General features: G+C 74.6%; 20 protein-coding genes. 8 read left to right on the forward strand and 12 right to left on the reverse strand.

Annotation, left to right across the window (positions count from 1 at the left end; all coding sequences use genetic code 11):
* Positions 1 to 15 precede the first annotated feature (15 nt).
* From ACQPZK_RS18725 to ACQPZK_RS18735, 3 genes are read right to left on the reverse strand one after another with little or no spacing between them, the layout of a single operon-like run.
* Positions 16 to 585 carry a GerMN domain-containing protein gene (locus ACQPZK_RS18725; protein ID WP_433534220.1) on the reverse strand — a complete coding sequence of 190 codons (570 nt, stop codon included), beginning with the start codon at positions 583 to 585 and terminating at the stop codon, positions 16 to 18.
* Positions 582 to 1,937: a sensor histidine kinase gene (locus ACQPZK_RS18730; protein WP_433534221.1), complete on the reverse strand. Its 1,356-nt coding sequence runs from the start codon at positions 1,935 to 1,937 to the stop codon at positions 582 to 584. Before ACQPZK_RS18730 ends, ACQPZK_RS18725 begins: the two co-directional genes overlap by 4 nt.
* Positions 1,934 to 2,623 carry a response regulator transcription factor gene (locus ACQPZK_RS18735; RefSeq protein ID WP_433534222.1) on the reverse strand — a complete coding sequence of 230 codons (690 nt, stop codon included), beginning with the start codon at positions 2,621 to 2,623 and terminating at the stop codon, positions 1,934 to 1,936. The genes ACQPZK_RS18730 and ACQPZK_RS18735 overlap by 4 nt, the downstream gene beginning before the upstream one ends.
* Before the next feature lie 150 nt (positions 2,624 to 2,773).
* Here ACQPZK_RS18735 and ACQPZK_RS18740 point away from each other — a divergent pair, with 150 nt between their 5' ends.
* Complete coding sequence (locus tag ACQPZK_RS18740; protein WP_433534223.1) at positions 2,774 to 3,187, forward strand: STAS domain-containing protein; 414 nt, start codon at positions 2,774 to 2,776, stop codon at positions 3,185 to 3,187.
* On the forward strand, positions 3,184 to 3,789 hold the full coding sequence (locus ACQPZK_RS18745) for an STAS domain-containing protein (RefSeq protein ID WP_433534224.1): 606 nt from the start codon (positions 3,184 to 3,186) through the stop codon (positions 3,787 to 3,789). Before ACQPZK_RS18740 ends, ACQPZK_RS18745 begins: the two co-directional genes overlap by 4 nt.
* 73 nt (positions 3,790 to 3,862) lie before the next feature.
* Here ACQPZK_RS18745 and ACQPZK_RS18750 read toward each other — a convergent pair whose 3' ends face one another.
* A complete protein-coding gene (locus ACQPZK_RS18750; protein ID WP_433534225.1) occupies positions 3,863 to 5,176 on the reverse strand; it encodes a ricin-type beta-trefoil lectin domain protein in 1,314 nt (437 codons plus the stop codon).
* 182 nt (positions 5,177 to 5,358) lie between these two features.
* Between ACQPZK_RS18750 and ACQPZK_RS18755 the strand changes: the two genes are divergently transcribed.
* Positions 5,359 to 7,707, forward strand: a complete 2,349-nt coding sequence (locus ACQPZK_RS18755) for a hypothetical protein (RefSeq protein ID WP_433534226.1) — start codon at positions 5,359 to 5,361, stop codon at positions 7,705 to 7,707.
* Between the two features lie 21 nt (positions 7,708 to 7,728).
* Positions 7,729 to 8,967 carry a type VII secretion-associated serine protease mycosin gene (gene mycP, locus ACQPZK_RS18760; protein ID WP_433534227.1) on the forward strand — a complete coding sequence of 413 codons (1,239 nt, stop codon included), beginning with the start codon at positions 7,729 to 7,731 and terminating at the stop codon, positions 8,965 to 8,967.
* A gap of 35 nt (positions 8,968 to 9,002) precedes the next feature.
* On the opposite strand, the gene eccCa is transcribed toward mycP, so the two are convergent.
* Complete coding sequence (eccCa, locus tag ACQPZK_RS18765; RefSeq protein WP_433534228.1) at positions 9,003 to 12,944, reverse strand: type VII secretion protein EccCa; 3,942 nt, start codon at positions 12,942 to 12,944, stop codon at positions 9,003 to 9,005.
* A gap of 222 nt (positions 12,945 to 13,166) precedes the next feature.
* On the opposite strand from eccCa, the gene eccD reads away from it, so the two are divergent.
* Together eccD and eccB are read left to right on the forward strand one after the other, a co-directional pair.
* Positions 13,167 to 14,492, forward strand: coding sequence for a type VII secretion integral membrane protein EccD (gene eccD, locus ACQPZK_RS18770; protein ID WP_433534229.1), 1,326 nt, complete (start codon positions 13,167 to 13,169; stop codon positions 14,490 to 14,492).
* Position 14,493: 1 nt separating this feature from the next.
* A complete protein-coding gene (eccB, locus tag ACQPZK_RS18775) occupies positions 14,494 to 15,900 on the forward strand; it encodes a type VII secretion protein EccB (RefSeq protein ID WP_433534230.1) in 1,407 nt (468 codons plus the stop codon).
* Here the strand turns inward: eccB and ACQPZK_RS18780 are convergent.
* From ACQPZK_RS18780 to ACQPZK_RS18810, 7 genes are all read right to left on the reverse strand, one after another.
* Entirely contained in the window at positions 15,789 to 17,180 is a 1,392-nt protein-coding gene (locus ACQPZK_RS18780) for a hypothetical protein (RefSeq protein ID WP_433534231.1), read from the reverse strand. The two genes, eccB and ACQPZK_RS18780, sit on opposite strands and share 112 nt — an antisense overlap.
* Positions 17,181 to 17,313: 133 nt before the next feature.
* Entirely contained in the window at positions 17,314 to 18,105 is a 792-nt protein-coding gene (locus ACQPZK_RS18785; RefSeq protein ID WP_433534232.1) for a zf-HC2 domain-containing protein, read from the reverse strand.
* A gap of 98 nt (positions 18,106 to 18,203) precedes the next feature.
* Positions 18,204 to 19,763 (reverse strand): S8 family serine peptidase, encoded by a 1,560-nt coding sequence (locus ACQPZK_RS18790; RefSeq protein ID WP_433534233.1) that lies wholly within the window; start codon positions 19,761 to 19,763, stop codon positions 18,204 to 18,206.
* Positions 19,764 to 19,773: 10 nt separating this feature from the next.
* Complete coding sequence (locus tag ACQPZK_RS18795; protein ID WP_433534234.1) at positions 19,774 to 20,331, reverse strand: sigma-70 family RNA polymerase sigma factor; 558 nt, start codon at positions 20,329 to 20,331, stop codon at positions 19,774 to 19,776.
* 122 nt (positions 20,332 to 20,453) lie between these two features.
* Entirely contained in the window at positions 20,454 to 21,464 is a 1,011-nt protein-coding gene (locus ACQPZK_RS18800; RefSeq protein WP_433534235.1) for a hypothetical protein, read from the reverse strand.
* Positions 21,465 to 21,486: 22 nt separating this feature from the next.
* Complete coding sequence (locus ACQPZK_RS18805; protein ID WP_433534236.1) at positions 21,487 to 21,777, reverse strand: hypothetical protein; 291 nt, start codon at positions 21,775 to 21,777, stop codon at positions 21,487 to 21,489.
* Entirely contained in the window at positions 21,774 to 22,061 is a 288-nt protein-coding gene (locus ACQPZK_RS18810) for a hypothetical protein (protein ID WP_433534237.1), read from the reverse strand. Before ACQPZK_RS18810 ends, ACQPZK_RS18805 begins: the two co-directional genes overlap by 4 nt.
* Before the next feature lie 26 nt (positions 22,062 to 22,087).
* On the opposite strand from ACQPZK_RS18810, the gene ACQPZK_RS18815 reads away from it, so the two are divergent.
* Entirely contained in the window at positions 22,088 to 24,391 is a 2,304-nt protein-coding gene (locus ACQPZK_RS18815) for a hypothetical protein (protein WP_433534238.1), read from the forward strand.
* Complete coding sequence (locus ACQPZK_RS18820) at positions 24,388 to 26,790, forward strand: hypothetical protein (protein WP_433534239.1); 2,403 nt, start codon at positions 24,388 to 24,390, stop codon at positions 26,788 to 26,790. Before ACQPZK_RS18815 ends, ACQPZK_RS18820 begins: the two co-directional genes overlap by 4 nt.
* The last annotated feature ends 3 nt before the right edge of the window (positions 26,791 to 26,793 follow it).

Below are 26,793 nucleotides of genomic sequence, written 5' to 3' on the forward strand. Positions count from 1 at the left end.
CGCGAGCGGCACCGCTCACTGTGGAGCGATCAGCGGGGCGTAGTCGGCACGGCTGAGCGGCTGCGCGGACAGCAACCCGTCGGCGCGGGGCACTCCCAGCGGCCGATCGTCGCGCAGGAACGTCACGGTGCTGACGTCGTGGCGGCTGGTGAGGGTGCAGACGATCTGCCCGAAGGCGAGAACCTCGTCGCTGCGGCCGGTGTCGGCACCAGGTTCGTCGACCATCACCCGGGCCTGGAAGGCGCTCACCGTCGCGCCGGCCGCGTTGACCGCCCCCGGCAGGGCGCTGGTGAGGTCGGTGTCGCGTTCGGCCGCCGTGGGGCCGGCGAACAGGTGCCGTAGGTGCTCCTCGACGCCGGGTGGACGGTCGACGCTCCGCAGCACCGGGACGATCCGGTTGTTGCGGACGAGGCAGAGCGTCTCGGTGGCGGGGCCGGCCGGCGCGGAGTCGGCGGGGGCGGTGTCGACGGTGCTCGGGAACGGCCCGCGCGGGGGCAGCACCGGGCGGGGCGCGTCGTCGGTGGGGATGCCGCAGCCGGCCAGCAGCACGACGAGTCCCAGACCGAGCAGGTGCCGACGACTCATGGCAGGCTCTCCGGCAGGGTGACGCGGAATCGGGCGCCACCGCCGGGGTGGTCGGTGACGATGACGGTCCCACCGTGCGCGGCGGAGTGCTGGGCGACCAGGGCGAGACCGAGACCCGTGCCGTCACCCGCACCGCGCGTGTGGGCGGCACGCCCCCGCACGAAACGGTCGAAGATGGCCTCGCGGTCCTCGACGGGTACGCCCGGGCCGTCGTCCTCGACCTCGATCACGGCGGCGCTGCCGTCCCGGTCGAGCAGGACGGACGTCGGACCGCCGCCGTAGGTCACGGCGTTGTCCAGCAGGTTCGCCAGGATCTGCGCGACGCGCCGCCGCTCGACCCGCCAGGTCGCGGGCACGCCGGGCGCGAGCCGCACGATCGACTCCGGAAGGTCCAGGGCGGCGCAGGCGGCGCGGGCCAGCGCCACCGGGTCCACCGGCGCGCGGAGCGCGGGCTGGTCGCTGCGGGCCAGGTCGATCAGGTCGTTGACGAGTCGCTGGAAGCGGTCGATCTCGTCGGCGACCAGCCCCGCCGCGAGCGCCGTCCGTTCGTCCTGGTGTTCCCGGCGACGGGCCAGCACGCTCGCCGCGGCGGCGAGGGTCTGCAACGGCGAGCGCAGTTCGTGGCTGACGTCGGCGGCGAACCGCCGGTCGCGCTCGATGCGCTGGGCGAGCCGGTCGACCATCTGGTTGAACGAGGAGGACAACCGGGTCAGGTCGGGGTCGGTGGCCGGGGCCAGGCGGGCGGTGAAGTCGCCGGCCGCGATCTTCTCCGCCGCGTCGGCGACGGCCGTCAACGGGCGCAGTCCGTGCCGGGTGGCGTGCCACCCCAGCGCGGCGCCGGACCCGGCGATCATGATGGCCACGGTGGTCAGCGCGAGCGCCAGGACCTGGAACGTCTGCTCCAACTCGCGCAGGGAGTTGACCTCGAAGTACGTCGCCGTCGCGGAGAGGGGCACGCCGACCACGAGCACGGACTGGCCGTCCACCCGTACCCGCTGCATCGCCGGCTGCCCGGACGCCACGACGCGTCGCAGGTCCTGCGGAATGACGGTGGTGGGTCCGGCGTCGGCCGTGCGGGCGTACCACTCGCCGTTCAGGTGCAGCACCGGACGACGCCCACCGCCCGTGTCCAGCGACCGCAGCACCTCCACGACATCGGGGGTGTCGGTGTCGATCCCGGCACGCACGACCGTCGCGTCGAAGTAGGCGGCCCGCAGGGCGGTGCGTTCCCGCTCTCCGAGCAGGGACCGGCGGGTCAGCTCGTAGGAGACCAGAGCCATCGAGGCGGCGAGCAGGAGCGCGCCGACGGCGAACGCGGCGGTGACCCGGGTACGCAGTCCGAGGCGTCTCATCGCTGCAACTTGTAACCCATACCCCGCAGGGTGACCAGGTGCCGGGGAGTTGCCGGATCGGCCTCGATCTTCTGCCGCAACCGGCCGACGTGCACGTCCACCAACCGCTCGTCGCCGATGTCGTAGCCCCAGACCCGTTGCAGCAACTGCTGGCGCGACAGCACCCGACCCGCGTGCTCGGCCAGCTCGCACAGCAACCGGAACTCGGTACGGGTCACCGCGACCGGCCGGCCGTCACGACGCACCTCGCCCGCGTCGGGGCTGATCTCCAGTTCGCCGAACGCCAGCACGGGCACCGGCTCCGCCGCCGCTCCCCCGACCACGGCGCGGGCGCGGCGGCGCAGCGCCCGCAACCGTGCGGTCAGTTCCTTGATCGCGACCGGTTTGACGAGGTAGTCGTCCGCGCCGGCCTCCAGGGCGGCGACGATGTCATGGGTGTCGTCCCGGGCGCTGACCACCACGATCGGCACATCGTCGTCGCGGCGGAGCTGCCGGATGCACTCGAAGCCGTCGAGGCCGGGAAGCATGAGGTCGACCAGCACGTAGTCCGCCGGATCACGACGCTGCGCACGCAGCCCCTCCTCGGCGGTGGCCGCGCCCACCGCGTCGTACCCCTCGTCCGCAAGGGCGAGCAGCAGCGCCAGTCGGATCCGGTCGTCGTCCTCGATCACCAGTACGGCCGTCATAACCGCATCATCCCCAGGCCACGACGACACGGCCAATCGCGTCCGCCGGCCTGCGGATTTGTCACCCAACTGTCATAGATCCGCGCGGGGTCCGCCACGCCGGACCGGCACGGTGGCAGGCGAGAGGAGCCACCAGAAAGGGGTACGACAGTGACGGGACCACTCAAACCTCCGTCGTACGCGCTGCCGCTGGTGCAGGTCAGCATCACCCAACTCGACCTGAGCTGCCTGCCCGAGAGCGGCGGCGTGTTCGACCGGCTACTGGCGCTGCGCCCCGGGCAGGTCGTCGTCGACCTGTCGGAGTGCCGGTACATCGACGCCGCCGCCATCGGCCTGCTGCTGGACGTCCACCGACGGCTGACCCGCTCGGACGGGGTCCTGGTGCTGCGCAACCCCAACCGGCGTATCCAGCGCATCCTGCACCACGCCCGCCTGGACCAGGTCCTGCCGATCGTCGACGAACCGCCGTCGGCACCGGGCGACGACCCGGAGACCCCGGACGAGCCACGGCCCGTCGAGCCGGCGCTCGTCACCCTCGGCGGAGAGGAAGGATCAGCAGCATGACCGTCGTCCCGGACGACAACCTGATGACACTCATCTGTGACACCTGCGGCGACAGCCTCACCGCCGCCGCCTGCGTACTCCCCGACGCCGAGGTCGTCTGGACGCTCGTGTCGGAGCACGGCTGGAGCGGCTCCCCGTTCGCCACCGGCCCGCACCGCTGCCCCCACTGCAGCCTGTTCCCGCCGTCGAACCCCGGGCACTCCTTGGGCGAGGGCCTCGGTCCCGGTGGGATCCTCGGCATCGACCACCTCGACGACGCCACCGTCGTCACCGCCAGCGGCGACATCGACGTCGCCACCGGCGACGCGCTGCGTGCCGCCCTGCGACAGGCGGCCGACGGGGGCACGCCCGTACTGGTCGACCTGAGCCGCGTCCGCGCCATCGACTCCACCGGCCTCGGCCTGCTGGTGCGGGCCCACCTCGACGCCCGCGAGCGGGGCCTCACGCTCGGCCTCGCCGCGCCGTCGCGGTTCATCCGGACCGTCCTGCACACGATGCGCCTGGACGGCGTGTTCCCGATCTTCGACAGTCGCGAGGACGCCCTCGACCGGATGGCCCGGCCGGCACTCTCCACGGCCGCGGCGCCCACGGCCGAGACGTGAGGCCGACGGCCCCGGCAGCAGGCTCAGACGCCCATCGCCACCCTCGCCGGCACGGAGCCGTCGTACGCGACGGTCACCAGCGGCAGCGGCGGCGGCACGGGTATCCCCCGCCACCGGGACCACCCGGACCGAAGCGGGTCGGCGCGGTCGTCACGGCCGGCGGCGGGGCCGTGGTCGCGGGCGCCTGGGCCGTCGTGGCCGCCGGCCGGGCCGGGCTCGTGGCGGCGCGGCTGGCGGGCGGCGCGGCCTTCGTCGGGGCGGCTGGCCGGACCGACGGCGACGCGGAGGTCGCTGACGAGGACGAGGACGGCGACGGGGACGGCAGCGGCGCGGACGGCGGTGCCAGCCGGGTGTCGAGCCGGTAGTAGTCGGTGTACGCGGCGACGGTCGCCAGGTGTGCCCGCGTCATCGCGTCCGGCACCCCGCCGGCCCGGCGCACCGTGTCGACGCTCGCGTGCCACGCCGCGACGGCCAGCAGGTAGGGATCACCCGGAAGCGCGGACAGCTCGCGGACCAGACGGCACAGCACGTCGCCCATCACCGGCACGGCGACCTGCGGATCCCACACGGACGCGCCCTTGGGCGCGCTGTCCTGCCACAGATCCTCGGAGAAGCCCGCGATCCCCAACTCACCCGACGCCCCGCGCTGCTCCGCGTTGAAGCTGGACAGCGCCATCAGCTGCCCGGCGACCGCTGGCGGGCTCACCTCGGGGCAGCGGCTACCGGCGGCCACCACGGCAGGGACCAACTCGTCCGGCAGCGGCACCGCCGCGGGCACCGACCCGGCGGCCAGGGACTGGGTCGACCCGGCGGACGCGAACTGTGGCAAGGTCTCGTAGTAGGCGGCGTACTTTCCCGTCCGGTCGACGTAGTCCTTCGCCTTGCCGGGCACCCGGCCCGCCTTGCGGACCTCGGTGAGCCCGGACCGGAACGCCGCGAGCGCCAGCCGCCACGCGTCCCCGTCGACACCGCTCGTCCGCAGCTCGCCGACGAAATTGCACATCAGATGCGCCAACGCGAGCAGAACCGCCCCGGTGTCCTCGCGCTGCGCGCCGGGCCACGGCGCCCACCGACGCCACTGCTCGTCGGTGAGCCCGGCGATGCCCCGTCCACCCGACTCCGTACGCGCGGAGGCAGGATCGAGTTCGGACTCCGCCATGAGCTGGCCGGCGAGGCGGGCGGAGCTCACGGCCGGGCAGGCGTGGCCCGCCCGGGACAGCGCGGTGAGCTGGTCCCCGGTGAGCGCGCGGCCGGTGAGGGTGTCCTTTCCCGCGTACGCGAAGCTCCAGCCCAGGCCGACCACCAGCACCAGCACGATCACCGCCGCCACGCCCGCGATCAGGCCACGGCCTGTTCCGGTGATCCTCTGTAGCCCGAAGCCCCGCACCGTGTTCCACCCTCTCCCGGTAGCAGCCACGTCTTAGCAACGTGGACGGGATCGCGCTCGTTCACTTCGACGGCAATCGACATCGAAGATTCTGCCCGGACACCCACGGCGTGAACCGGGCGGGGTGCCGAGCCCGTTGCAAGGACGTGACTGCGATCGGGTGGAGAAAGCGCCGACGGGACGTGCCCCTGCACGTCGAGTGGCACGGCGCGACCGCCGTCCTCTCGCACGTCGAGGATCAGCCGCTAGAACTGTGGCGGCTGTTGCGCGCCGGGGCACCGCCCGACGTGCTGGTCGTCCCATCGGACCGCGCGCAGCGCGAGCCGGACTGTGCCGCGGTGCTGCGAACCGTCGTGCAGGAGGCCGCGGACATCGGCGGGGTGCGGCGGGTCTGGGTGGCGGCGGACCGCGTCGGCCGCCCCGACGAGGCGTACGCCCCGTGGTTGACCGACCTCGCGGCGCGCACCGGGGTGGAGTTGCTCGCGCCCGACGGGCCGGTCGTCGTCGTGCCGAACGGCACCTGGTACGCCGCGGGCGGCACCGGGGCCTGGGGTTGGCGCTCGTTCTCCGGCGGTGGTGACTGCCCGGTCACCGCCAACCGGTGTCCCACGCCGGCCTGGGAGCCGTGCCTGCCCGACCGGCCGACGAATCTCGGACGGCTGGTCGCCGACCCGGTCCCGGCCGGCCTGCTGCTGCGCGCGGCCACCTCCGCGCCGGCCGCCGCCGGGGATCCGGCGTACCGCATTCCGGTCGACCCGCGCGGACCGGTGCTCGTGCTGCGCCACGTCGGGCGGCCGGTGGCCGACGCCGCCGACGTGGCGTCGCTCTTCGCCGGACTGCCGGCGCACTTTCCGGTACGGGTGGAAGCGGCGCTGCTGGACACGTCGGACGTCGTGCCGGAGCCGGCGTGGTGGGACGCGCTGGCCACCCTGCTCGGCGATGCGCGGCCGCCGGAGCCGACTCCCGCCGAGCCGATGCGACACGGGGCACCGGCGATCATGGAGGGTTGGCGTCGCACCGGGGACCGGCTCTACCGGCACCGGACGGTGGAGCGGCTGCTCGCCGAGGTGGTACCGATGGGGGTGCTGCTGCGCCGCGACGGCGGGTACGCCTCGACGGACCTGGCCTTCGTCGACCCGGTCGAGGGACGCCTCGTGCTGGGGTGCGAGACCTCCCCGGCCATGCGGGACGCGGTACGCCGGGTGTGGGACGGACCGGACGCGTCCGTGCCGGTGCACGCGCCGGCGACTCCCCCACGGCCCGCACGGCCCACCTGGGCGACCTCGGAGATCGTCACGCTGCCTCTTCCACCGCGCCCGGTGAACCCGCCCGCAGCGGAGACGAGGACACCCGCCGACACCGAACCGGCCGTGCCGGAACCGGTCGCGCCGGAACCGGCCGCGCCGCCACCGGTCGTGCCGCCACCAGTCGTGCCGCCACCAGTCGTGCCGCCACCGGCCGTGCCGACAGCAGTCGCGCCAGCGCCGGCCGCGCTGCCACCGGCCGCACCGCCGCCGGCCGTGGTGCCAGCGGTTGTCGTTCCGCCCGGACCGGTCGCCGCTTCAGCGCCGCCGGTCGCGCCGCCTCCGCCGCCCGTCGCGCGGCCTGCGCACGGTACGTCGGCACCGCCGCTGAGCGTCGTCGGCTTCGGGCCGATCCCGGCCATGCGCACCATCTCGGGTCCGGACGTCACCGAGGTGCCGGCTGTCGACGAGGTCCCGCGCTGGATCCCGGCGTCCGGCACGGCGGTGGTCGACCGGCCCAGCACCGCGGAGGAGCAGAGCGCGCTGGCCGCCGCCCTCGGGGTCACGTACCACGACTCGATCACCCTGGTGAACGCGGCGCTCGCCGCCTGGCCCGCGCTGCGGCAGGAGATCGCGCCGGCGGAGAAGTCGGACCTGGTCGCGGTCCGGGCGTACCTGCGCACCTCGGCCGCCACGGTCAACGCGGCGCTGCGGGCGGGACAGGACGTCGGCACCCCGGGTTTCCTGCCCTGCCTGGTCTCCGGGCTGCGGCGACTGCCGCCGTACCGCCGGGCCGTGGTCGGCCAGGGGCGGTTGGGCGTACCCGCCCGGCGGCTCTACCCGGAGGGCACGACACTCGTCGAGCCGGCGTTCCGCAGCGTCAGCGGGTCCCTGGACGTGTGTGCCGACGGCGCCGACGTCGACTTCGTGGTGTTGTCCCGGACCGCGCGGCAGATCGGGGTGCTCGCCGAGCACAGCGACCTGGACGAGGCGGTGTTCCTGGCCGGTACGCGGTTCCGGGTCCTGGCGGTCAACGACGAGCCGGGCGGCGACCGGGGCGCGCTACCCGGCACCGCAGTGCTGCTGCGGGAGCTGCTTCCCGGCGACACCGGCAGCGGGCGCGGGCTCGACGACGACGACCGGGCGGCGCTGCGCCGACTGCAACGGGCGTTGGACCGGCGCCGGTCCGCCGCTCCCCGCGTGGTCACCGACGAGGGCACCGCGGACCGCCTCGCCGGGCCGCCGCTGGGCTTCGTCGAGCGGACCCTGACCGCGAACGCCTCCTGACCGGACGGAAGGTGACCACGCATGCGTCTCCGACGGCTCGTCCACGCCGCGACGGCGGGACTCTCGACCGCCCTCCTCGGCGTCGGCCCGGCGTGGGCGGCACCCGTCCTCCCGCCGCTGCGGACCGGGCAGTGCCTCCCGGCGCCGGCCGCGTCGATCCCGGACATCCCCTGGCCGCAGCAGCACCTGACACCCGAGCGGGCGTGGACGCTGACCGAGGGCGCCGGAGTCGTGGTCGCCGTCCTCGACTCCGGGGTGGACGCCCGCAGCCCGCAGCTGGCCCGGCGCGTACTCCCCGGTGTCGACCTGACCCGGACGGGCGGTCGACGGGCCGATTCCGACTGCCTCGGGCACGGCACCTTCGTGGCGGGCATCATCGCGGCCGCGCCGGCGTCGGGCACGGGATTCGCCGGCCTCGCGCCGGGAGTGCGGATCCTGCCGATCCGGATCACCGACCAGCCGGCCGGCGCGCCGGACGCGATCGCGAACGGCATCCGCACGGCGGTGGACCGGGGCGCGGACGTGGTCAACGTCTCGGCCGGCACCACGGTACGTGATCCGGCGATGGAGGCCGCCGTCCGCTACGCCGAGCAGCGCAACGTCGTGGTCGTCGCGGCGGTCGGCAACCGGGACGCCGGGGCGGGCGTACGCACCTATCCGGCGGCGCTGCCCGGCGTCCTCGCCGTTGGGGCGATGGACAGCAGCGGACGGCGCTCGGACTCGGCGTCGCAGAGCGCGGGGGTGGCGCTGATCGCGCCGGGTGAGGACGTGGTCAGCATCGGTCCACGGGGTGCCGGCCACTGGCAGGGCAGCGGGACCAGCTACGCGGCGCCGTTCGTCGCCGGGACCGCCGCGTTGGTGCGCGCCTACCGCCCCGGGCTCAGCGCGGCGCAGATCCGTCACCGCCTCCAGGCGACCGCGGATCTGCCCGCCGCCGCGTTGCCGGACGCACAGTTCGGCTGGGGAGTGGTAAACCCGATGGCCGCGTTGGCGACGATGCTGCCCGAGGAGGGCACGGCGGGCTCGATCGCGGGCGAGGCCCGACGGGCGACGGCACCGGACCTGACCGGCCCCCCGCGGGTGGGACCGCTCCTGGCGACCGGCGTGGCGCTGGTGCTGCTGGTCGCCGCCGGGGGCGCGGTGCTGGCGGTCCTCGGGCCCGCCGGCCACCGCCGGCGCTGGCGTCCGGCGCGTACGGCCGAGGTGTCCGGGCCGGACCCCGCGGCCACCGCGCCCGAGGTCGCCCCGCCGGTGCGGTGACCGCGCCCGCCGGGGGCGACCCGGACGGCGGCGACTCACTCGACGACCGGCGCCTGCACGAGACGTACGTTGCGGCGGCGGTCGATGTACTGGGCCCGGCCGACGGGTAGCACGCGGGGCCGCACCGTGCCGAGGAACGCGCCCTCCTCGCGCGGGCAGGAGAACAACATGGCCGAGGTGCCCAGCTCCCAGGCCCGCCGGACGACCTGGTCCATCATGGCCCGGGACGCGCCGGCGGTCCGCCGGGCCACGATCAGGTGCAGGCCGATGTCCGCGCCGTGCGGGAGCAGGGGCAGCAGGTGTTGCAGGGGCTTCTCGGCCTCGGCCAGCTCGTAGTCGTCGACCAGGATGAAGATCCGGCCGCCGGACCACCAGTCCCGCGACGGCAGCCGGCTCGGGATGATGTCCGGGCCGGGTACCCGTTCCTTGAGCAGGCCGACCGCCTCCTGCAGCGCCGAGGCGAGCGAGCCCGCGCTGACCGAGTAGCCGATCTGGTGCTCCTGCGGCACGGCGTCGTACAGCTCGCGGCCGAAGTCGCCGAAGATGATCCGCGCCTCGTCGGCCCGGTGGTGTGCGGCGATCGAGCGGGCCAGATGACGCAGCAGCGTGGTCTTGCCCGTCTCGGCGTCACCGAAGATCAACAGGTGCGGGCTGGCGTCGAAGTCGTGCCACAGCGGTTCCAGTTTGACGTCGTCGAGCCCCAGGGCGACCTGGACGTCCGCGCTCGGGCGCGCGGCGGTGGGTGCGGGCAGCGCCGTGTCGGGCAGTCTGCTCGGCAGGAGTCGGACCTCCGGCGCGCGCGGCAGCGATCCGGCGGCCACCGCGTCGACCAGGTCGGCGACCGCGTCGGCCAGGTCCTCGGTGCCGCTGTCCCCGTCCACGCGGGGCAGCGCGCCCAGGAAGTGCAGGCGCTCGGGCACGATGCCGCGCCCGGGAATGGACGGTACGGTGGCGGCGAACTTGCTGTTGATCTCGGAATCGATCGGGTCGCCGAGCCGCAGCTCGAACCGGGTGCCGAGGGCGTCCCGCAGCCAGGGCCGCATCTCCGCCCAGCGCCGGGCGGCGACGACGAGGTGGACGCCGAAGCCCAGACCGCGGGCAGCGATGTCGGTGAGGCGGGGCTCCAACTCCTCGAAGTCCTGTCGTACGGAGAACCAGCCGTCGATGACGAGGAACACGTCGCCGTACGGGTCCTGGTCGCGCAGTGAACCGGTGGCACGGATCCGGCGGTAGCTCGCCATCGAGTCGATGTTGTACGTGCTGAACAGGTTTTCCCGAAGGACCAGCAGGTTGGACAGCTCCAGCACGGTACGGGTGACCCGGTCGCGGTCCAGCCGGTTCGCCACCGAGCCGACGTGCGGCAGGCCGCCGAGGGACGCGAGGCTGCCGCCGCCGAAGTCGAGGCAGTAGACCTGCACGTCCTGCGGCCCGTGGGTGAGCGCGAGCGCGCAGATCAGCGTCCGCAGCAGGGTGCTCTTGCCGCTCTGCGGCCCGCCCACCACGCCGATGTTGCCGCGTCCGCCGGACAGGTCGGCGAGCAGGAGCTCGCGGCGTTGCTGGGCGGGCAGGTCGAGCAGCCCGACCGGGACGGTGAGGGGTTGGTAGCCGCCGATCGGGCACAGCCCGCGTTCCGGGTCGTCGGTGAGCGGTGGCAGCAGCCGGTCCAGGCTGGCCGGCTCCCGCAGCGGCGGCAGCCACACCTGGTGCGCGGCCGGCCCGCGTCCCTGCAGGCGTTGCAGCAGCACCTCGGCGAGCATGGGCGGCTTCTCGCCGTCGGGGTCGTCGGGGCTCTGCGGCGGCGCGGCGACCGGCTCGACGTGTTCCACGCCGAAGGTGACCACGCCGGTCCGCGTCGCGCCCCGCTGGGTACGCCCGTTCCGGCGGTACGGGCCGGACGAGTAGGCGGCCTTGAACCGGGTCAGGGTCTGGATGTCCGAGCGCAGGAACCCGTTGCCCGGGACGTTGGGCAGCTCGTACGCGTCGGGGACGCCGAGCACGCTGCGACTCTCCATGGCGGAGAAGGTCCGCAGGCCGATCCGGTACGACAGGTGTGACTCGATCTGGTGGATGCGCCCCTCGTCGAGCCGTTGGCTGGCCAGGAGCAGGTGTACGCCGAGTGAGCGCCCGAGCCGACCAATCATCGCGAAGACCTCGATGAACTGCGGCTTGCCGGTCAGCAGTTCGCTGAACTCGTCCACCACGATCAGCAGGGCCGGCATCGGTTCCAGCGGCGCGCCCTCGACGCGTGCCCGTTCGTAGTCCCGCCGGGAGGCGTAGTTGCCGGTGGCCCGGAGGTGCTCCTGCCGCCGGACCAGCTCACCGGTGAGCGCGTCGCGCATCCGGTCGACCAGTTCGAGCTCGTCGGCCAGGTTGGTGATCACCGCGGCGGTGTGCGGCAGCCGGTCGAAGCCGAGGAACGCGGCGCCGCCCTTGAAGTCGACGAGGACGAGGTTGAGTTCGGCCGACGTGTGTCGGGTGGCGAGGGCGAGCACGAGCGTACGCAGCAGTTCGCTCTTGCCGGAGCCGGTGGCGCCGATGAGGACGCCGTGCGGGCCCATGCCGTTCTCGGCGGACTCCTTGAGGTCCAGCTCGATCGGCGCGCCGGTGGTGGAGATGCCGATCGGCACGCGCAGCCGTTGCGCGGCCGGGCGGTTGGCCCGGTAGGCGTCCGGGTCGAAGGAGCGCAGGTCGGCGATGCCGAGCAGGCCGGCCAGGTCGTAGTCGGTGGCCAGTGGTTCCTCGGTGTCGACGGCCTGGCCGATGCGCAGGCGGGAGATCCGGCGGGCGAGGGCGTCGACAGACGGCAGGCCGATGGTGTCGGGGCGGCACAGTCGGCTGCGCGACGGCTTGCCGAGGTGGTCGAACGTGACGAGGTGCAGGTCGTCGGCGGTCACCTCGGCGAACAGGGTCTGCGGGCGCGACTGCCAGTCGAACGCACCGGCGGTGTCCACGACGACCGCGTTGCGGTAGCCCTCGACGGCGAGCCGGTGCTCGCCGTGGACCGCCGGGCCGTCGAGCACGACCACGACGAACGGTTCGGAGGCCGTGATCGGGGTGTCTGGCTCGAAGGCCGGACGGTCGGCGACGCCGAGCCCGGCGAGCAGCGCGTCGAGCCCGGGCAGGTCGGCGGCCACCAGGCGAGCGGCGCCGGCGCCGTCGGGGTCCTCGTCGTTCTGCGCGTGCGGCAGCCACTTCAGCCAGTCCCAGTCCCTCTCCCGGCCCGGCGCGGCGAGGGCGGCGATGACAAGGTCACCGGGCGCGTGCGCGACGGCGAGTTGGGCGAGCATCGCGCGGGTGAGCCCGTGGACGGCGGCCGCGTCGCCGGTGAGCTGGAGGCGGGCGAATCCCCGGAGGTAGACCGCGACGGGGGCGTCGCGCAGGGTCGAGTAGGCGCGGATGAAGCGGCGCAGCGCGTGCGCGGCCATCGGTTCCAGCTCCTCGACGGGTTTGCTCTGCGGCGCGGTCAGGGTGGTCGTCGACCGACGCGCTCCGATGCCGACGCGGACCTCGCCGAAGTCCTCGTGCGCGGTGCGGCGCTCCCACAGCCGCCGGCTCATCGCGTGTGACCAGAGCGCCCGCGGATCGGGGTGCTGCCAGCGCGCGGCACGGTACTGGTCGACGAGACTGCTGCGGGCGCTGCGCCGGATCTGGGTGAGGTAGCGCTGGTAGTCGCGCCGGTCGCCGTGCATGCGTTCCTTGTGCTCACTGGCCGCCCGGAAGAACGGCACCACGACGCCGGCCAGCACCGACACGGCCATCAGACCCATACCGATGTACGCGAGCACACCCGCGTCACGGCGCACGAAGACGAGCATCATCGCCATCGACGCGAGACCCATCGGGATGTAGAGCCAGATCTGTCCCATGCCGCCCGCTGCCGGCTCCGGCACCGGCGGTGGCGGCTGGAGCTCGATCTCCCCGGGTGGCGCGACCGGGCCGGCGACGCGCGGACGGCGGACGAAGGGAACGGTGCCCACGTGCACTCCTGTCGTTCGTGGAGGTTTTCCCCCTACCTGCGACCGGCCGCGCGACGGCGGAGGCGGCGTACCGCTGTCGCCGCTAGCGTGACGGCCCTGATCTGGCGAGATCTGGTCGGCGTCGCAGCGGCAGGAGGGAACCGGGTCCGAACGATGGATGAGCTGATCCAGCATCGCACGGTAGCGCCGGTAAGGCTACGTTTTGTCCTGAAAGAACGCGTCGTGGATCTGGCGATGCCGGTCGATACGCCGCTGGTCGACGTGCTGCCCGTCGTCCTCGCCGAACTCGACCCGCAGGCCGGCGACCACGGCGCCGGTCACGACGGCTGGGTCCTGCAACGGATCGGCGGTCCGCCGCTGGACGAGGAGCGCACTCCGGCCGCTCTCGACCTGCTCGACGGCGACACGGTCCACCTGCTGCCACGTGCCGCCGCACTACCCCCGATCGGCTACGACGACCTCATCGACGGGCTCGCCGAGCAGGTCGGACAGCACCGTGGCACGTGGACGCCGGCCCGGCTACGGGCCCTGCTGCTGTCGTTCGGCGTCCTCGCCGTCCTGACCGGGCTACCGGTGCTGGCGCTGGGCGGGCCGTCGGCGTACCAGGCGATGGTCGCGGCGGTGGCGGCGATCGTGCTCGTCGGCGCGGCGGGCCTGGTGAGCCGGGCCGCCGCCGATCCGGTGGCCGGCACACTCCTGGCCGGCTGCGCCGCCGCGTACGCCGCCGGGGCCGGCTGGGCGGCGGCACGGTGGGCCGCGCCGGACGCCTCGTGGACGGTCGCCGTCGCCGCCGTCTGTCTCTGCGCGCTGGCGGCGGTCTGTGCCGGCTTCGCCGCGGTCGCGGACGGCGCGGTGCTGTTCACGGGCGCGATCACGGCTCTGCTGCTGACCGGCGTGCCGGCGGTGGTCGCCGCCGCCGGCGGATTCGACACCCAACGGACCGCCGGTACCGCCCTGGTCACCACGCTGGCGGTGATGATGGTGCTGCCGCTGCTGGCGTTCCGCCTCGGCGGGATGACGCTGCCGATGATGCCGCGCCGGCCGGAGCAGCTCTCCGACGACATCGACCCCGTTCCGTACACGCTGGTGGTGGAGCGCGGCAACGCGGTGGTCGGCCACCAGTCCGCGCTGTTGATCGGTGTCGGCGCCGCGCAGCTCGCGCTGGCCGTGTTCCTGACCCTGCCCGGCGGTCCCTGGCCCCGCACCCTGGCCCTGATCACGGCCGCCCTGCTCCTGCTGCGTGCCCGGCACCTGACCACCACCGTCCAGCGGTGGACGGTGGTGGTCCCGGCGACGGTCCTCGTCCTGTCGGTGCTGCTCGGCTTCGGCGGCGAGCAGCCGTTCTACCTGCGCGTCGCGGCGCTGCCCGTGCTCGCCGCGGCCGGACTGGCCTTCCTCGCCGCGAGCACGACCCTGCCGGGGCGGCGGCTGCGACCCTACTGGGCGCGGGCCGCGGACATCGTGGAGCTGGTCGTCGCGCTCGCCGTCCTGCCCGTGCTCGGTGCCGTGCTGGGCGTGTACTCCGCGATCCGGGCCTGGGCCGGCTGACGTGCGCTCGCGCAGGGACCAGGTCCAGGCCTACCTCTTCGAGGCGGGCCGGTTGATCGGCGCGCTCATGAAGGGCCGCCCGGAGGGCGACGACCCACCACACCGACGGTTCACCATCGGAGCGGCCGTGGGGCTGCTGCTCAGCGTCCTCATCGCGGCGGGCTTCGGCATCTACGGGCTGCTGCGCCCCGGCGGCAACGACCAGTGGCGGCAGCCCGGCTCGATCATCCTGGTCAAGGAGACCGGAGCGCGATACCTGCTGCTCGGCGGTGAGCTACGGCCGGTGCTCAACTACACGTCCGCTGCGCTGATCATGCAGAGCACCGCCCCGGTGCGGTCGGTCTCCCGCAACTCGCTGACCGGGGTACCCGTCGGCGCGCCGGTGGGCATCCCGGACGCGCCGGACGCGGTGCCGACCGGCAGGCAGCTCTACCGGGGCGCGTGGACCGTCTGCACCCGACGCCCGCTGGACCGCACCAAGGCCGAACGCACCACCCTGGTGCTCGACGACGTCGAGGGCCGCGACCCGGGAGCGCTGCTGGTGTCCACCCCGGACAACGCGCTGCACCTGGTGTGGCAGGGTCGCCGCTACCGCCTCGGCGGCGACCAGGTGCGGTTCGCGCTGGGGTACGGCGGCGTGCCCCCGGTCCGGGTCACCGCCGCCTGGCTCAACCCGCTCGACTCCGGGCGGGACCTGGTCGTGCCGGCGGTCGCCGGGCGAGGCCGGCCCGGGCCGCCCATCGCCGGTGGACCCTCGGTGGTCGGGCAGATCTTCGAGGTGGCGAATCCGGCGCTCGCCACGCGGGAGCTCTACCTCGCGCGCACGGACGGACTCGCGCCGATCAGCCGTACGGTCGGCGCGCTGCTGCTGGGCGACCCCGCCACCCGCCGTTCGTACCCCGGCTCGACGCCACGGCCGATCCCGATCGACGCGGACGCGCTGCACGGGACGTCCGTGCTCGACGGCGGTGAGTACATCACCGGGTTTCCCGCCGAACCACCGTCCACGGTCAACGACCTGCGGGGGGCGGTCGCGTGCGTGCGGCACACGATCACCAGCGGCACCGTACGCTCCGAGGCGCTCGCCGTCCCCGACCCGGCACTGGCGCGGGCCGTCAGCGCGTCCACGGGGGCGGACGCGGCCGGTCTGGCCGACGAGGTGGTGATGAGGACCGGCAGCGGGATGCTGTTGCGCGATCGACCGGCCCCCACGGCGGTACCCACCGGCGTCTACCTGGTGTCCGAGTTCGGGGTGAAGTTTCCACTGCCCGACGATCAGGCCGTCGACTCGCTCGGCTACTCGGGGGTGTCCCCCGTGGACGTGCCACGCGAGTTCCTCGCGCTGCTGCCCACCGGGCCGGTGCTCGGCCGCGACGCCGCGCTCGTCGGACGTACCTGGGGCCGATGAGCGCGCTCGGGCACGCCGCCGCCGAGCAACTCGTCGACCTCGACCGGCGCGAACGTCGTCCGCGCCCATTGCTGCGGGGTGAGCCGGGCGACGAGACCGGACAGCAGCGTCCGGACGCCGGGCGGCGGCGGCTGACCCGGAAGGCCGACCAGGATGGTGAGCCGCGTGCCGTCGGTCGGGCGCTGGCGCACGTCGTCGCGGTCCTTCCCGACGGACGGCGGGCGCACCCACAGGCCCCACGCCGTCGGCTCCACGACCCAGCCGTCGCCGAGCCGGAAGGCGTCACTTTCGGGGGGCAGTCCGGCGACCACCGGTGGCGGCCCGATCGGGACCGGCGGCTGGCCGGGCGCACACCGCAGCCGCGACGCCGGCGGAACCCACCAACCGAGGCCGTCGGGGTCCACGGCCGCCGACACTAGGGCCCGGTCGTCCACGGTGGGCAGGCCGGTCGCGACCTCCACCGGGCGTCCCCACCGCCCGGCCAGCTCGGTCGCGAGATCCAGGACCAGCGACAGGGGTACGCCGTACGGCGTCAACAGCAGCGAGGGGTCGAGCGCGTCCAGGACGGTACGGACCGCACGCGGGTCCGGCGGCGCGAGCCCGGGCCGGCCGACCACCACGACGGGCCGGGCGTCGTCCACCGGGATCGCGTACACCGGGTCGTCGTACGAGGCCGACGCCGACTGGGTGGTCTGCCGGTGCAGCCAGAGGCCGGCCGGGATGGAGCGCGCGCGTAGGGGACCCGAGGTGTGCCGGGCGACCGTGTCGACCTCCCGTTCCCAGTCCGGACGCGGATGGCGCAGGACGGTGGGGGCCGGTGACCCGGGCTCGCCGAACCGCCGCCAGCCGTGCGGCGCGTACAGGGTCCCGCCGGGCACCAGCAGCACCGGCCCGTCCGGGGCGTACACATCGGTCTGGATCAGCCGGGAGAGGGCGGCGGCGGGCGAGACGTCGGACTCCGGGGTGGGACCCGGTCCGAGGGCGGTGCCGGCGCCGGAGAGGCCCAGCCGCACGGCCGTGCCCGGCCGGACCAGCGCCGGGAGCGCCTCGGTGACGGCCCTCCAGTCCTGGTGCCCGGCCACCTCGCCCACGACCGTCACCACACCGGGTTCCGCCGGCAGCTGGGCGGCGGCCACGGCGACGGCCCCGTCCGGATCCGGTCCGACGACGGCGAGGCCGTCGGCCAGCCAGCGCAGGGAGCCGGAGAGATGTCGACGCGGGCCGGTGGAGGAGGCTGCGGACGGTGGCATCAGGGGCGGGCCGCCGACCGGCTCGGCCATCGGGACTGGTCGGGCGTCATGCAGGCGGCGACGGTGGACGGGCGTGGCGCACGCCGCCGGGGGTGGGCATTAGGCGATGGTAGGCGCTGGTTGTTTCCGGTGGGCAACTATCGACTGAGAGTTTGTTGAACCTCTAACCGGGCGGGGTCGGCGCGTCGGTGTCCCGACGTACCGTGGCCGCCACGACGAGCGCGCCGTCCGGGGCCGTCACGCTGAACCTCTCCAACCGGTTCATGGGGACCGGGCACGAGGTGGTGAAGTCCTGGGCCTGTTCCGCGCCCGTCACCGCGGCCATGTCGTAGCTGTTGCCGTCCACGTCGGTGACGTAGAAGCGGTAGCTGCGGTTCGGCTCCAGGCCCGACACGGTGGCCCGTACCGCGCTGTCACCGCCGCCCGCCGAGACCGTCACGGACAGGACGGCACCACTGGCACTGCCTCCCGAGTCGGCCACCAGCGCCGTCGGCGCGGACGGCGGCGGCCCGAACAGCGCGGCCTGGCCGAGCACCCCGCCGAGCGCCAGGAGGACCACCAGGACCAGCCCACCCGCGACCATGACCGGTTTACGTCGCAGCGTGCGACGCGCGCGCGAACCCGGCCCGGTCGCACCGGGCGCCCGCGCTGCCGGCCGCCGGTCCGCGTCGACCCGTGCCGGCGGCCCGGACGCCGTCGCCGTGCGCGCGGCCACGTGCGTGGTCGCCACACCGCCCGGTACGCCGAACTCGGCGATCAACTCCTGCCGATCCGCCTCGCCGAGAAGCGTCAGGGCCAGCACGGCGTCGCCGAGGATCCGGCTCTCGTCCAGGCACTCGGCGCAGCGGGCGAGGTGCTCCTCCACCGCCCACCGCTCGCTGTCCGAGATCTGGCCGACGACGTAGAGCGCGACCTTGCCGCGCACCTCCGGTTCGTCACATCCGTTGTCGCCCACTGGGCATCAAGTCCTCATGATCCTGGTCGCCCGCTCCGTACGTACCGCTGCACCTGGAGAACGAGTGTGGCCAGGTGGAGGTTCAGGCGTGGAGTGACTCATCGTCCGCCACCCGGAGTCGAGGGCGCCGAATCCTCGTCCCGTACCGGTTCGGCGCTGACCGGAGGATCGTCGCGCTCGGCGGCCGTACGACGCGCGGAGCGGCGCAGTCGGACGACCAGCAGCGCGCCGGCCACCAGCGCGGCCAGCATGACCAGCAGGATGGCGACCTGCGTGATCGTGCTGGCGCCGCCGACCCCGCCGGCCGTGCCGGTCGACTCCGGTGGCAACGACTCGGTCTCGTCCGGCAGGTCCTCGACGACCGCGGCCTCGGGGTCGATCATGCCGTGGCCGTACGGACTCCCGGCCGGCGATCCGCCCATCTCGTCGGCGGTCAGCACGATCCGGCGGGCGACCTGGACCGCCGACAGGCGCGGGTGGGCGGCCCGGACCAGCGCCGCCTCACCGGCGACCAGCGCCACGGCGTACCGGGTGCCGCTACCGACGAACCCCTTGGTGCCGGTGATGCCGATGCTGGAGATGTTGACGCCCGGGGCGACGACGTCGACGGTGTCGGTCGCGTACTCCTCGGCCGCCTTGCCGTCGGCGCTGACCCCACCGACCGAGAGCAGGTACTCCGGCAGCAGCGCCGCCGCGCCGGCGTTCTCGGCACCGGCCGGAGCGCCCGCGACGACCACGATGTCACGCGACAGCGCCTGATCGATCGCCTGTCGTACCTTCTCGTCGGTGACCAGGACGTGGTCGCCGAGGGCGATCACGGTGGCGCCGGCGGACGCGGCGACCTCGATGGCCGCGGCCTGGTCGGCCGGACCCACCGGCTTGCCGTCGGTGGCGATCCGGACCGGAAGCACGACCGCCTCCGGCGCGACGCCGGCGAACCCGCCACCGGCCGGTGCGGCCGCGGCGATCAGACCGGCCATCGCGGTGCCGGTGCCCAGACAGTCGGCATCACCGCGGCCACGACCGGTGACCAGGTCCGCCCCCTGTGCGACCCGACCGGACAACTGGGGTAGCCGACCGTCCACGCCGGAGTCCACGACCGCGACCAACTGGCCGGCGCCCTTGGTGCGGGGCCAGACCCGGCTCGCCGCCAGCCGGGTGAACGCCCAGTTGGACGGGTCGCTGGCCACGGCGGCGGCCACGCACTTGCCTCCTGGGCGTGACGTCGGCGCCGGCCCGGCCGCGCCGGGACCCACCGGTGGGCTCCCCGGACCGCCGGGGGCGGACGACGACGTCGGGGCGGGAGACGCCGCCGGTGGCCGGGTCGGCAGCACGCCGTACTGGACGCCGGGCCCGACGGCGTCCCAGGGCAGCACGATGTACCACCCGGCGGTGAGCCGGTTCGGGTCGGTCAGCGCGGCGCCGTCCGGCTGCTGGCGGCCGCTGTTGATGTTGAACAGCTCCTGCGCGCGCTCGCCGTCGCCGAGGTAGCGTGCGGCGATGTCGGTCAGGGTCGGCGCCTTGTTCGCGCCGCCCGCGGTGACCGTGGCGTAGAGGACGTACTCGTCGGCCGCCGCCGCCGAGCCCGGCATCAGGACGGCGAGCAGCGCGGCCACCAGCCCGGCCGCCACCCGCCGGCGGATCGATCGGACCGTCACCGGAAGCCTCCTAGAGCGCGAAGTCACGTTTCACCAGTTCCTCGTGCAGTGCCCGCAGCGCGTAGAAGGTCCGGGACTTGACCGTCCCCTCGGGAACGGACAGGTTACGGGCCGCCTCGGCGACCGAACTCTCCCGGAAGTAGATCTCGATGAGCGTCCCGCGCAGCCGCTCCGGCAGCGACGCCACCGCTTCCCGCACGGTCCGCGCGTTCAGCAGCCGCTCGAAGTCGTCATCGGCCACCTGACGTTCCGCCACCCGCTCGTCGAGGACCTCGGTCGACCTGCCCTGCACCGACCGCATGTGGTCGATGGCGATGCGCCGGGCGACCGTCAGCAGCCAGCCTCGGCTCCACTGGCCGTCCTCCGTCCGCGCCTGCGGGTGGTTCCAGGCACGGACCAGTGTCTCCTGGAGGATGTCCTCGGCCAGGGCACGGTTGCCCATCGTCATGCGCGACAGGTAGTTGAGCAGGATCGGACCATGGGTCCGATACGCGACCCGTAACGCCTCGTCATCCGCCGGAGGCTGTGACAACTCACCGGACGCCGCCTGCGCGGTGGCCTGATCCACGGAAACCATAACGATGCCGCCGAATGCCGGGTTCACGGACGAGGGGACCCTACCGACACCTGCGGTGTCCACTGGGGATCGGACCTGTGCAAACAGCGTTCAAACCCACGATGTGTCGTACGTCACACCACCCTTCCCGGGTCCTTCACGACGTTCGCCGCGGCCACGACCTGACCGCCCACCTCCCACACGCTGAGGTACGCGAGGTCGTCGATCGGCACCGTCGCCACGCCCGACCAGTCGGCGGGTCCCGCGACACCGGGCAGCTCGCCGAGCAGTTCCAGGTCACCGTGGACCGTGCCGACGTACACCTGGTAGGTGGCGCCCGGGGCGAGCCCGGCGACGGTCAGCTCCGCGCGCACGCTGTCACCACCGCCGCGCAGCACCGCGCGCAGGTCGACCTGCGCCGTATCGCCGGAGGCAGCGGTCGCCACGACCGGAGCCCGCCCGTCGGCCGGGGGCCACGGGGCCAGGACCGCACCGGCGGTCAGGGTCACGGTGAGCAGGACCAGCGACACCGGGAAGCGGGCCGACCTGCGACGCGGCCGCCGGTGCGAGTGTGGGCCCCGGGAGAGGGGGCCGGTGGTCGGGCGAGGTGGCAGGTAACCGTCGGGACGGGACGCGATCGCGGCGACGGGCGCGTACGGCAGGGCCGGCGCGAACGCGGGCTGCCGCGGCGCGGGGAGGCGGGACATCGGACGGGAGGTTTCGATCGGCCACGGCGCGAGACGCTCGGACGCGCCCGGCGGGGACGCCGGACGCCCTGGTGGATCCGTCCGCAGTGGCGTCACGATCACGGGCGCGGGGTGGCCGACCGGGTCGCGCGCCGGCCTCGACAGGCCGCCGGATTCCAGGGCCGGACGCAGCGGAGCCGTGGTGGTCCGCGGCGACGGCGTGCCGGGCGCGCCGAAGAGTTGGGCCGGAGGGCGGGGCGGCGTCACGGCGGGAGACGCGAGCGGGTCGTACGGGGCAATGTCCGAAGCGGAACGCAGCACCTCGAGCATCCCGACGACGCGGGCGATGTCGTCCCGCTCGGACCGGCACGACGGACATTCCGTCAGGTGGCGCGCCACCTCCGAGCGTTCCGCGTCGTCGACCCGCCCGATGGTGAGAAGGCCGACCTGCGCACGCATGATGGCGTCCTCGCAGTACATCTCACGCACCCCGTTCCGCCGCGCCGCCCGTGTGCCAACCGGCGTCCCCGCCGACCGACCAGCCCGCGTCCAGGGCGCCGCCGATGAGGCTGAGGATGCCGGTCCGCCCCAGCAGCCCGTCCACGGCTATCGCGCACTCGTGCTCCGGCGGCAACGCGACCAGGCCGGACGCCGGGGCGGCCGCCGTGGTGGGCTCCACGAGCTGTCGCAGCATGGCCAACCGGTTGACGAGATCCGCCGCCAGCTCACCGATGGCGGAGCCCGGGTCGACCTCGTACGGTGTCCCGGTCATCGGTTCTCACCAGCGACCATCTCGAGGTCGCGACGAGCGGGCACGGCGGGTGGCCGTAGCTCGGCGACGATGTCGTTCAGCGCGTCGTCGAGCATCCGAGCGTAGATGTCGAATCCGACGAGCAGCGCCTGGAACCGTAGGGGGGACATGCGCAGCCGCTCGGGGTCCAGCCGTCCAAGATGGACACGTAGCCGATCGACCTGTTCACCGATCTCCAGGACGGCGGCACGGCATCGGTCAGCGACATTGCCCTCGCCGGACGAATACGGTGTAATTCCGCTCATAATGCCTCCACACTCAGGAGTTCACCATGGGAACGAAGTGCGGGGCTCCGCTGTTCACGATCCGCGCCACGGATCGCGGCAAAGCGCCCGCGGTCCTGGCCGCCGTGGTGATCGGGCTGCTCCTGACGTGGGGGCCGACCCGGGACGCGCACGCCGCGCCGGCCCCGACGCCCACGGCCACGGCCACGGCCACGGCCGACAAGTTCTACGTGGTCGGCGATCCGGTCGACGGCCGGCGTGAATTCCTCTTCGCGATCGCCGCACAGACCCTCGGGGACGGCAAGCGCTACCGCGAGATCTTCGACCTCAACCGGGGACGGGCGCAGCCGGACGGTCGCGTCATGGACGACCCGACGGTCCTCGAGCCCGGCTGGATCCTGCTGCTGCCGGCCGACGCGCGCGGCCCCGGTGTGCGAACCGGACCACTGCCGTCCGTCGCGCCGCCGTCCACCCCACCGTCACCCGGGGCCCCGGACTCATCCGCCGAGGCCGGGCCGCGTACCGACGGGGATGGGATGTCCCCCACCCTGCTGGTCACCCTGACCGCCCTGCTGCTGGCGGCGCTGGCCGTACCCCTGCTGATCCTGCGCGCCCGCCGTGCCCCGACGCCGGCCGGCCCGTCCCGCCGGGCCAGCGGCGGACGCCGCGACCGCACCACGCGCACGACCGCCGACGCGCGCACCGCCGTCGGCGTCGTGGCCGTGCCCGCCGCCTCCGCCGTGGACCCGGCCCCCGCGCCGCCGGTCACCACCCGCCCCTCCGCCGCGCCCATGGCCTCCACGGCACCGCCGTCCGAGGGCGCACGGTCGCCCGCCCGGCTCGCGCCCACCGACAAGCCCGACGCGCCGCTCGTCCCGAGGCTGCCCGACGAGACCCGTGGCGCGCCCTCGGGCACCGTTCCGACATCCGCCACGCCCGCGACCTCCACTGTCGAACCCCACCGGCCGCCGCTGTCCGCCGCACCGGCTCCGGCTCCGGCTCCGGCTCCGGCGATCGTCGCCCGGTCCTCCCCCGCTGCCGATCCGGTCGCGCTTCCGCCGGTGGCACCAACGCGCGACACGCCGCCGACCACCGGCCCATCGACCGCCCCGCCGCGAACCGTCGAGCCGTCGACGGAGGAGTCGAGCACGGCCGGGCCGCCTGCCGCCGAGCCAGGTGACGCCGCGCCCGCGACGCGGAGGCCGGAACCCGCCGGATCACGTGAGGGCGAGCCAAAGCCCGCCGCGCCACTCCCCGCCGATTCAGCGCCCGCCGACTCGGTGCCCGCCACGCCGCTGCCCGCCGCGCCGCTGCCCGCCGAATCGGCGCCCGCCAAATCCGTGCCCGCTGATTCAGCGCCCGCCGAGTCGGCGCCCGCCGGATCGGTGCCCATCGCGGCGGAGCAGGCCGGGCCGCAGCGGGTCGTACCGCCGAAGCCCGCGGCAGCACCGACCGCCGCGCCGCGGCTCGTCGCCCCGCGACCGCTCAGCCCGGCCCCGACGGCCGCGCCGCAGCCGGTCACCCCACTGACGCCCGCCACGCCGCCGACGCGCGTGTCACCACCGATCGCCGCGGCCCGCCCAACGCCCGTGCCTGTGCCCCGGCAGCCTCCGGACGACGCCCCGTTCGTCCCGGCCGAGCCGTCCACACCGCCCGACGACCTCCCGTCGGTCGACGACGAGCAGGCCACGGATCCGGCGACGCAGACGCCCGCGCCGGTGGTCGAGGGACTGCGACGTGCCATCGTGCTGCCCGCCGGTGACCTGCAACGCGTGGCCGGCATCGGATCGCTCGCGGCGACCATGCCCGGCTGGTTCCCGCCCCTGGTCGCCGACCTGACCACCGACACGACCACCACGGCGGTACGGCTGGTCGGCGCGCGGCCGGCACGCTGGGGCTCGGCCTACGGATGGCTCGAGGACGGCTGGAACCCGCCGCCGTCGAGCATCCCCGTCGTGCTCGGCGAGCGCGACGGGCGTCGCCTCTGGGTCGACCTGGCGGCCGCCCCGGACGTCCTCACCCTCGGCGGCGACCCGGACGCGAGCCGGCGACTGGGCGTACGGCTGCTCACCCAGCTCGCGCCGGCCGTCGACGTCGTGGTGATCGCTGACGTGCTCGGCGTGGAGCCACTGCCGGAGCGGACCCGCCGACTCGCGTCCCTGGACGAGCTGGCGCGGCTGGACCCGGTACCGCTGCGTGTGGTGTTCTGCCCGGCGACGTCCGTGGGAACTCTGTGGCGGGAGCGTCGCTCGCTGACGCCGGTCGGGCACCGTACCGTCCCGGTGGTGATCGGTGCGGCCCCGGCGGCCCGATGGTCCGTGCGCGCGATGGCTGAAGGGCTGGCGACATGATGCGACAGGCCCCGGAACCGGTGGTGGACGTGGTGACGCGGGACCCGGACGATCGTCCGTCGTCCGTTCCCGGCCTCGCCGACCTGACGCTGGTCCGCTGCGACGAGGGCGGAGTCGCCACGCCGGAGGATCCGGTGACCGCGCTCGGCGTCGAAGCCCTGGCCGACCTCGCCCGGGAGGCCGGCGCCGGGGAACGGGACCTGCGCGTGCTGATGGACGACGGCGCGCGGCAGGCCGCGGTGTTCGCCCGGCTGGCGGACGCGCTGGGCTGTGATGTCCTCGTCACCCCGACCGGTGCGACGGTCCAGCCGACGGCGGCGGCGGGAGCCCGGACGGAAGCGGTGCCGGTGAACCGGGCCAGCGGCGAGGTGGTCGACTGGGTGCTGGTGCAGCCGGCGTCGATGCGTACGTCGCTGCCAGGCTGGTACGACCTGGCCGGCGGCCTCGTCCTGCAACGCGGTGGGCTCGTCACCCTGCCCCTGCCGAACGGCCTCGAATTCGCCGACCGGGAGAGCTACGTCGTACGGCGGGCGGCGGCGGCCCGGTTGGGGGCAGCGCATCCGGATCTGGCGACGGTGGCCCTCGCCACCCGTGGCGGCAGGTTCGTGCTGTCCACCTATCGGGGGCGCAGCGGGGTGCACGGGGCCGACGAGGTCGCGGCCGCGCTGTCCTCGATCCCGCTGCACGGTGGCGACCTGCGACTGTGGCTGCGGTGGCCGGTGGACGAGGCGGAGCAGCGGCTGCTCGACGCCGAGGTGCACGCGTTGGCCGAGACGACCGGCGCGACGGTGTGGACCCCTCCGGTCGGCGCGGAGGCGGTGCTGCTCAAGGGCTGCCGGGACCTGGCCGCGCGGGACCGGTCCGGTCAGGCGGTGCCGTGGCGGGCGGTCCGTCCCCCGTACGCGACGGGTGAGCCGGTGTTCGACACCGACCTGGACGGGCGGCTCACCCCGGCGGACGGCGTCACGACGGCCTCGGCCGGCGCGGTGGCGCTGATGAGCACGTCGCGTCAGCGCGAGGCGGCGACGCGCGACCGGTACCGGGGCCTGGGCGCGGAGCCGGGCCTGACGCTCGTCGACCTGACGATCCTGGAGGACGGTCGGCTGGGGCTGCGGCACGGTGACGGCGGCGTCCTGGCCACCGGCACCGCCCAGCTGCGCCGGCTGTTGGAGATGGCCGGCTGGGACGGCGGTGACCTCATGGTGCTCACCCCGGTGCCGCCGGAGCGGGCCGACGGTCTGCACGAACACCTGCGGGTGCTGGAGGAGGAGCTGGGCGTCCAGGTGTGGTCGCTCGCGCCGGGCGCCGTGGTGTCCGTACAGGAGGGACTGCCGCGGGCCGTCGACGAGCAGCGACTTCCCGCGCGCTGGCAACGCGCGGCCTCCGCCGGCCCGGACCCCGACGACAGCCGGTGGCGCAACGACGACGGCTGGCTGGTCTCCCTGCGGCGGCGGGTCCCGGAGCTGTCGCCGGCCGGTGGGGGCGTGGCGGAGCCGGCCGCGACGGCCCCGGCGACCGCCGGTCCGCTGCCGCCGCCGAGCCCACGGCCGTCGCTGACGGTCTCCGCGCGGGGCCGGCGGCCGCACGGCGTCCGCTGGCTGCCGGAACGGCCGGAGGTCAACGCGACGCCGGTACGGCTGTGGCTGTCGTCGCCGTGGCCGGCACAGCGCGTCGCCGTGGAGGGGGTGCCGTCGGCGAACCTTCACCTCGTCGGCCACCTTGCCGGCGACGGGCTGGCCCGGTCCGGTCCACACCAGCATCTGCTGGCGCTCCGGGTCGAGGCGGGTGGCGCGGTACACCCGGGCGGGGCGGGCGTCGACCTCCCCGCCGACCTGCGCCACCAGGCGACCGACGGGACGTTCCTGCTGCCGGCGGGGTGGTTGGACCTGGCCCGCCTCGAACAGGGCTACCGGGTGGACGAGGCCGGGCAGCCGCGGGATCCCGTCGAGCTGCCGGCCAACCCGCTGACGCTGCGGTGTGCCGGCGCCCGGCACGGCGCCGACGGCCTGCCGAACGAGGTGGTCTTCGCGCCGCGCGGCGGACGGATGTGGGCGGTGGTTCCGGACCGACCGGACCCCTCGGGTACGGACGACGACCTCCTGGTGCTGCTGGCCCGGCGTCCCGCAGTTCGCGCCGGTCACCGGCTGGTCCGGTTGCGGGTCGCGCCGAACCGGGCGGTGGACGTGTTGGCCAGCGCCGCCGCGCTGGCGGGCCTGACCTCGGTGCGGTCACGGCTGCCGGAGCTGGTGGCGGACGGGGTGACGATGCTGCTGCCCAGCCGGTACTACGAGCGCACGACAGTGGACCAGGTGCTGCACGCGGAGAACGACCGCTGGCGGCCCCGGGCCAAGGGCATCGAGCTGCCGCTGTCCAGCCTCATCGCCCCGGAACGGCGTTAGGCC

The sequence above is a fragment of the Micromonospora sp. CA-249363 genome (assembly GCF_050950185.1).
Classification (GTDB): domain Bacteria; phylum Actinomycetota; class Actinomycetes; order Mycobacteriales; family Micromonosporaceae; genus Micromonospora.

Excerpts from the sequence above, each read along its gene's own strand:
- ACQPZK_RS18725 (WP_433534220.1), bottom strand. The coding sequence starts at position 585 with ATGAGTCGTCGGCACCTGCTCGGTCTGGGACTCGTCGTGCTGCTGGCC.
- ACQPZK_RS18730 (WP_433534221.1), bottom strand. The coding sequence starts at position 1,937 with ATGAGACGCCTCGGACTGCGTACCCGGGTCACCGCCGCGTTCGCCGTC.
- ACQPZK_RS18735 (WP_433534222.1), bottom strand. The coding sequence starts at position 2,623 with ATGACGGCCGTACTGGTGATCGAGGACGACGACCGGATCCGACTGGCG.
- ACQPZK_RS18745 (WP_433534224.1), top strand. The coding sequence starts at position 3,184 with ATGACCGTCGTCCCGGACGACAACCTGATGACACTCATCTGTGACACC.
- mycP (WP_433534227.1), top strand. The coding sequence starts at position 7,729 with ATGCGTCTCCGACGGCTCGTCCACGCCGCGACGGCGGGACTCTCGACC.
- ACQPZK_RS18780 (WP_433534231.1), bottom strand. The coding sequence starts at position 17,180 with ATGGCCGAGCCGGTCGGCGGCCCGCCCCTGATGCCACCGTCCGCAGCC.
- ACQPZK_RS18800 (WP_433534235.1), bottom strand. The coding sequence starts at position 21,464 with ATGCGTGCGCAGGTCGGCCTTCTCACCATCGGGCGGGTCGACGACGCG.
- ACQPZK_RS18805 (WP_433534236.1), bottom strand. The coding sequence starts at position 21,777 with ATGACCGGGACACCGTACGAGGTCGACCCGGGCTCCGCCATCGGTGAG.
- ACQPZK_RS18810 (WP_433534237.1), bottom strand. The coding sequence starts at position 22,061 with ATGAGCGGAATTACACCGTATTCGTCCGGCGAGGGCAATGTCGCTGAC.
- ACQPZK_RS18815 (WP_433534238.1), top strand. The coding sequence starts at position 22,088 with ATGGGAACGAAGTGCGGGGCTCCGCTGTTCACGATCCGCGCCACGGAT.
- ACQPZK_RS18820 (WP_433534239.1), top strand. The coding sequence starts at position 24,388 with ATGATGCGACAGGCCCCGGAACCGGTGGTGGACGTGGTGACGCGGGAC.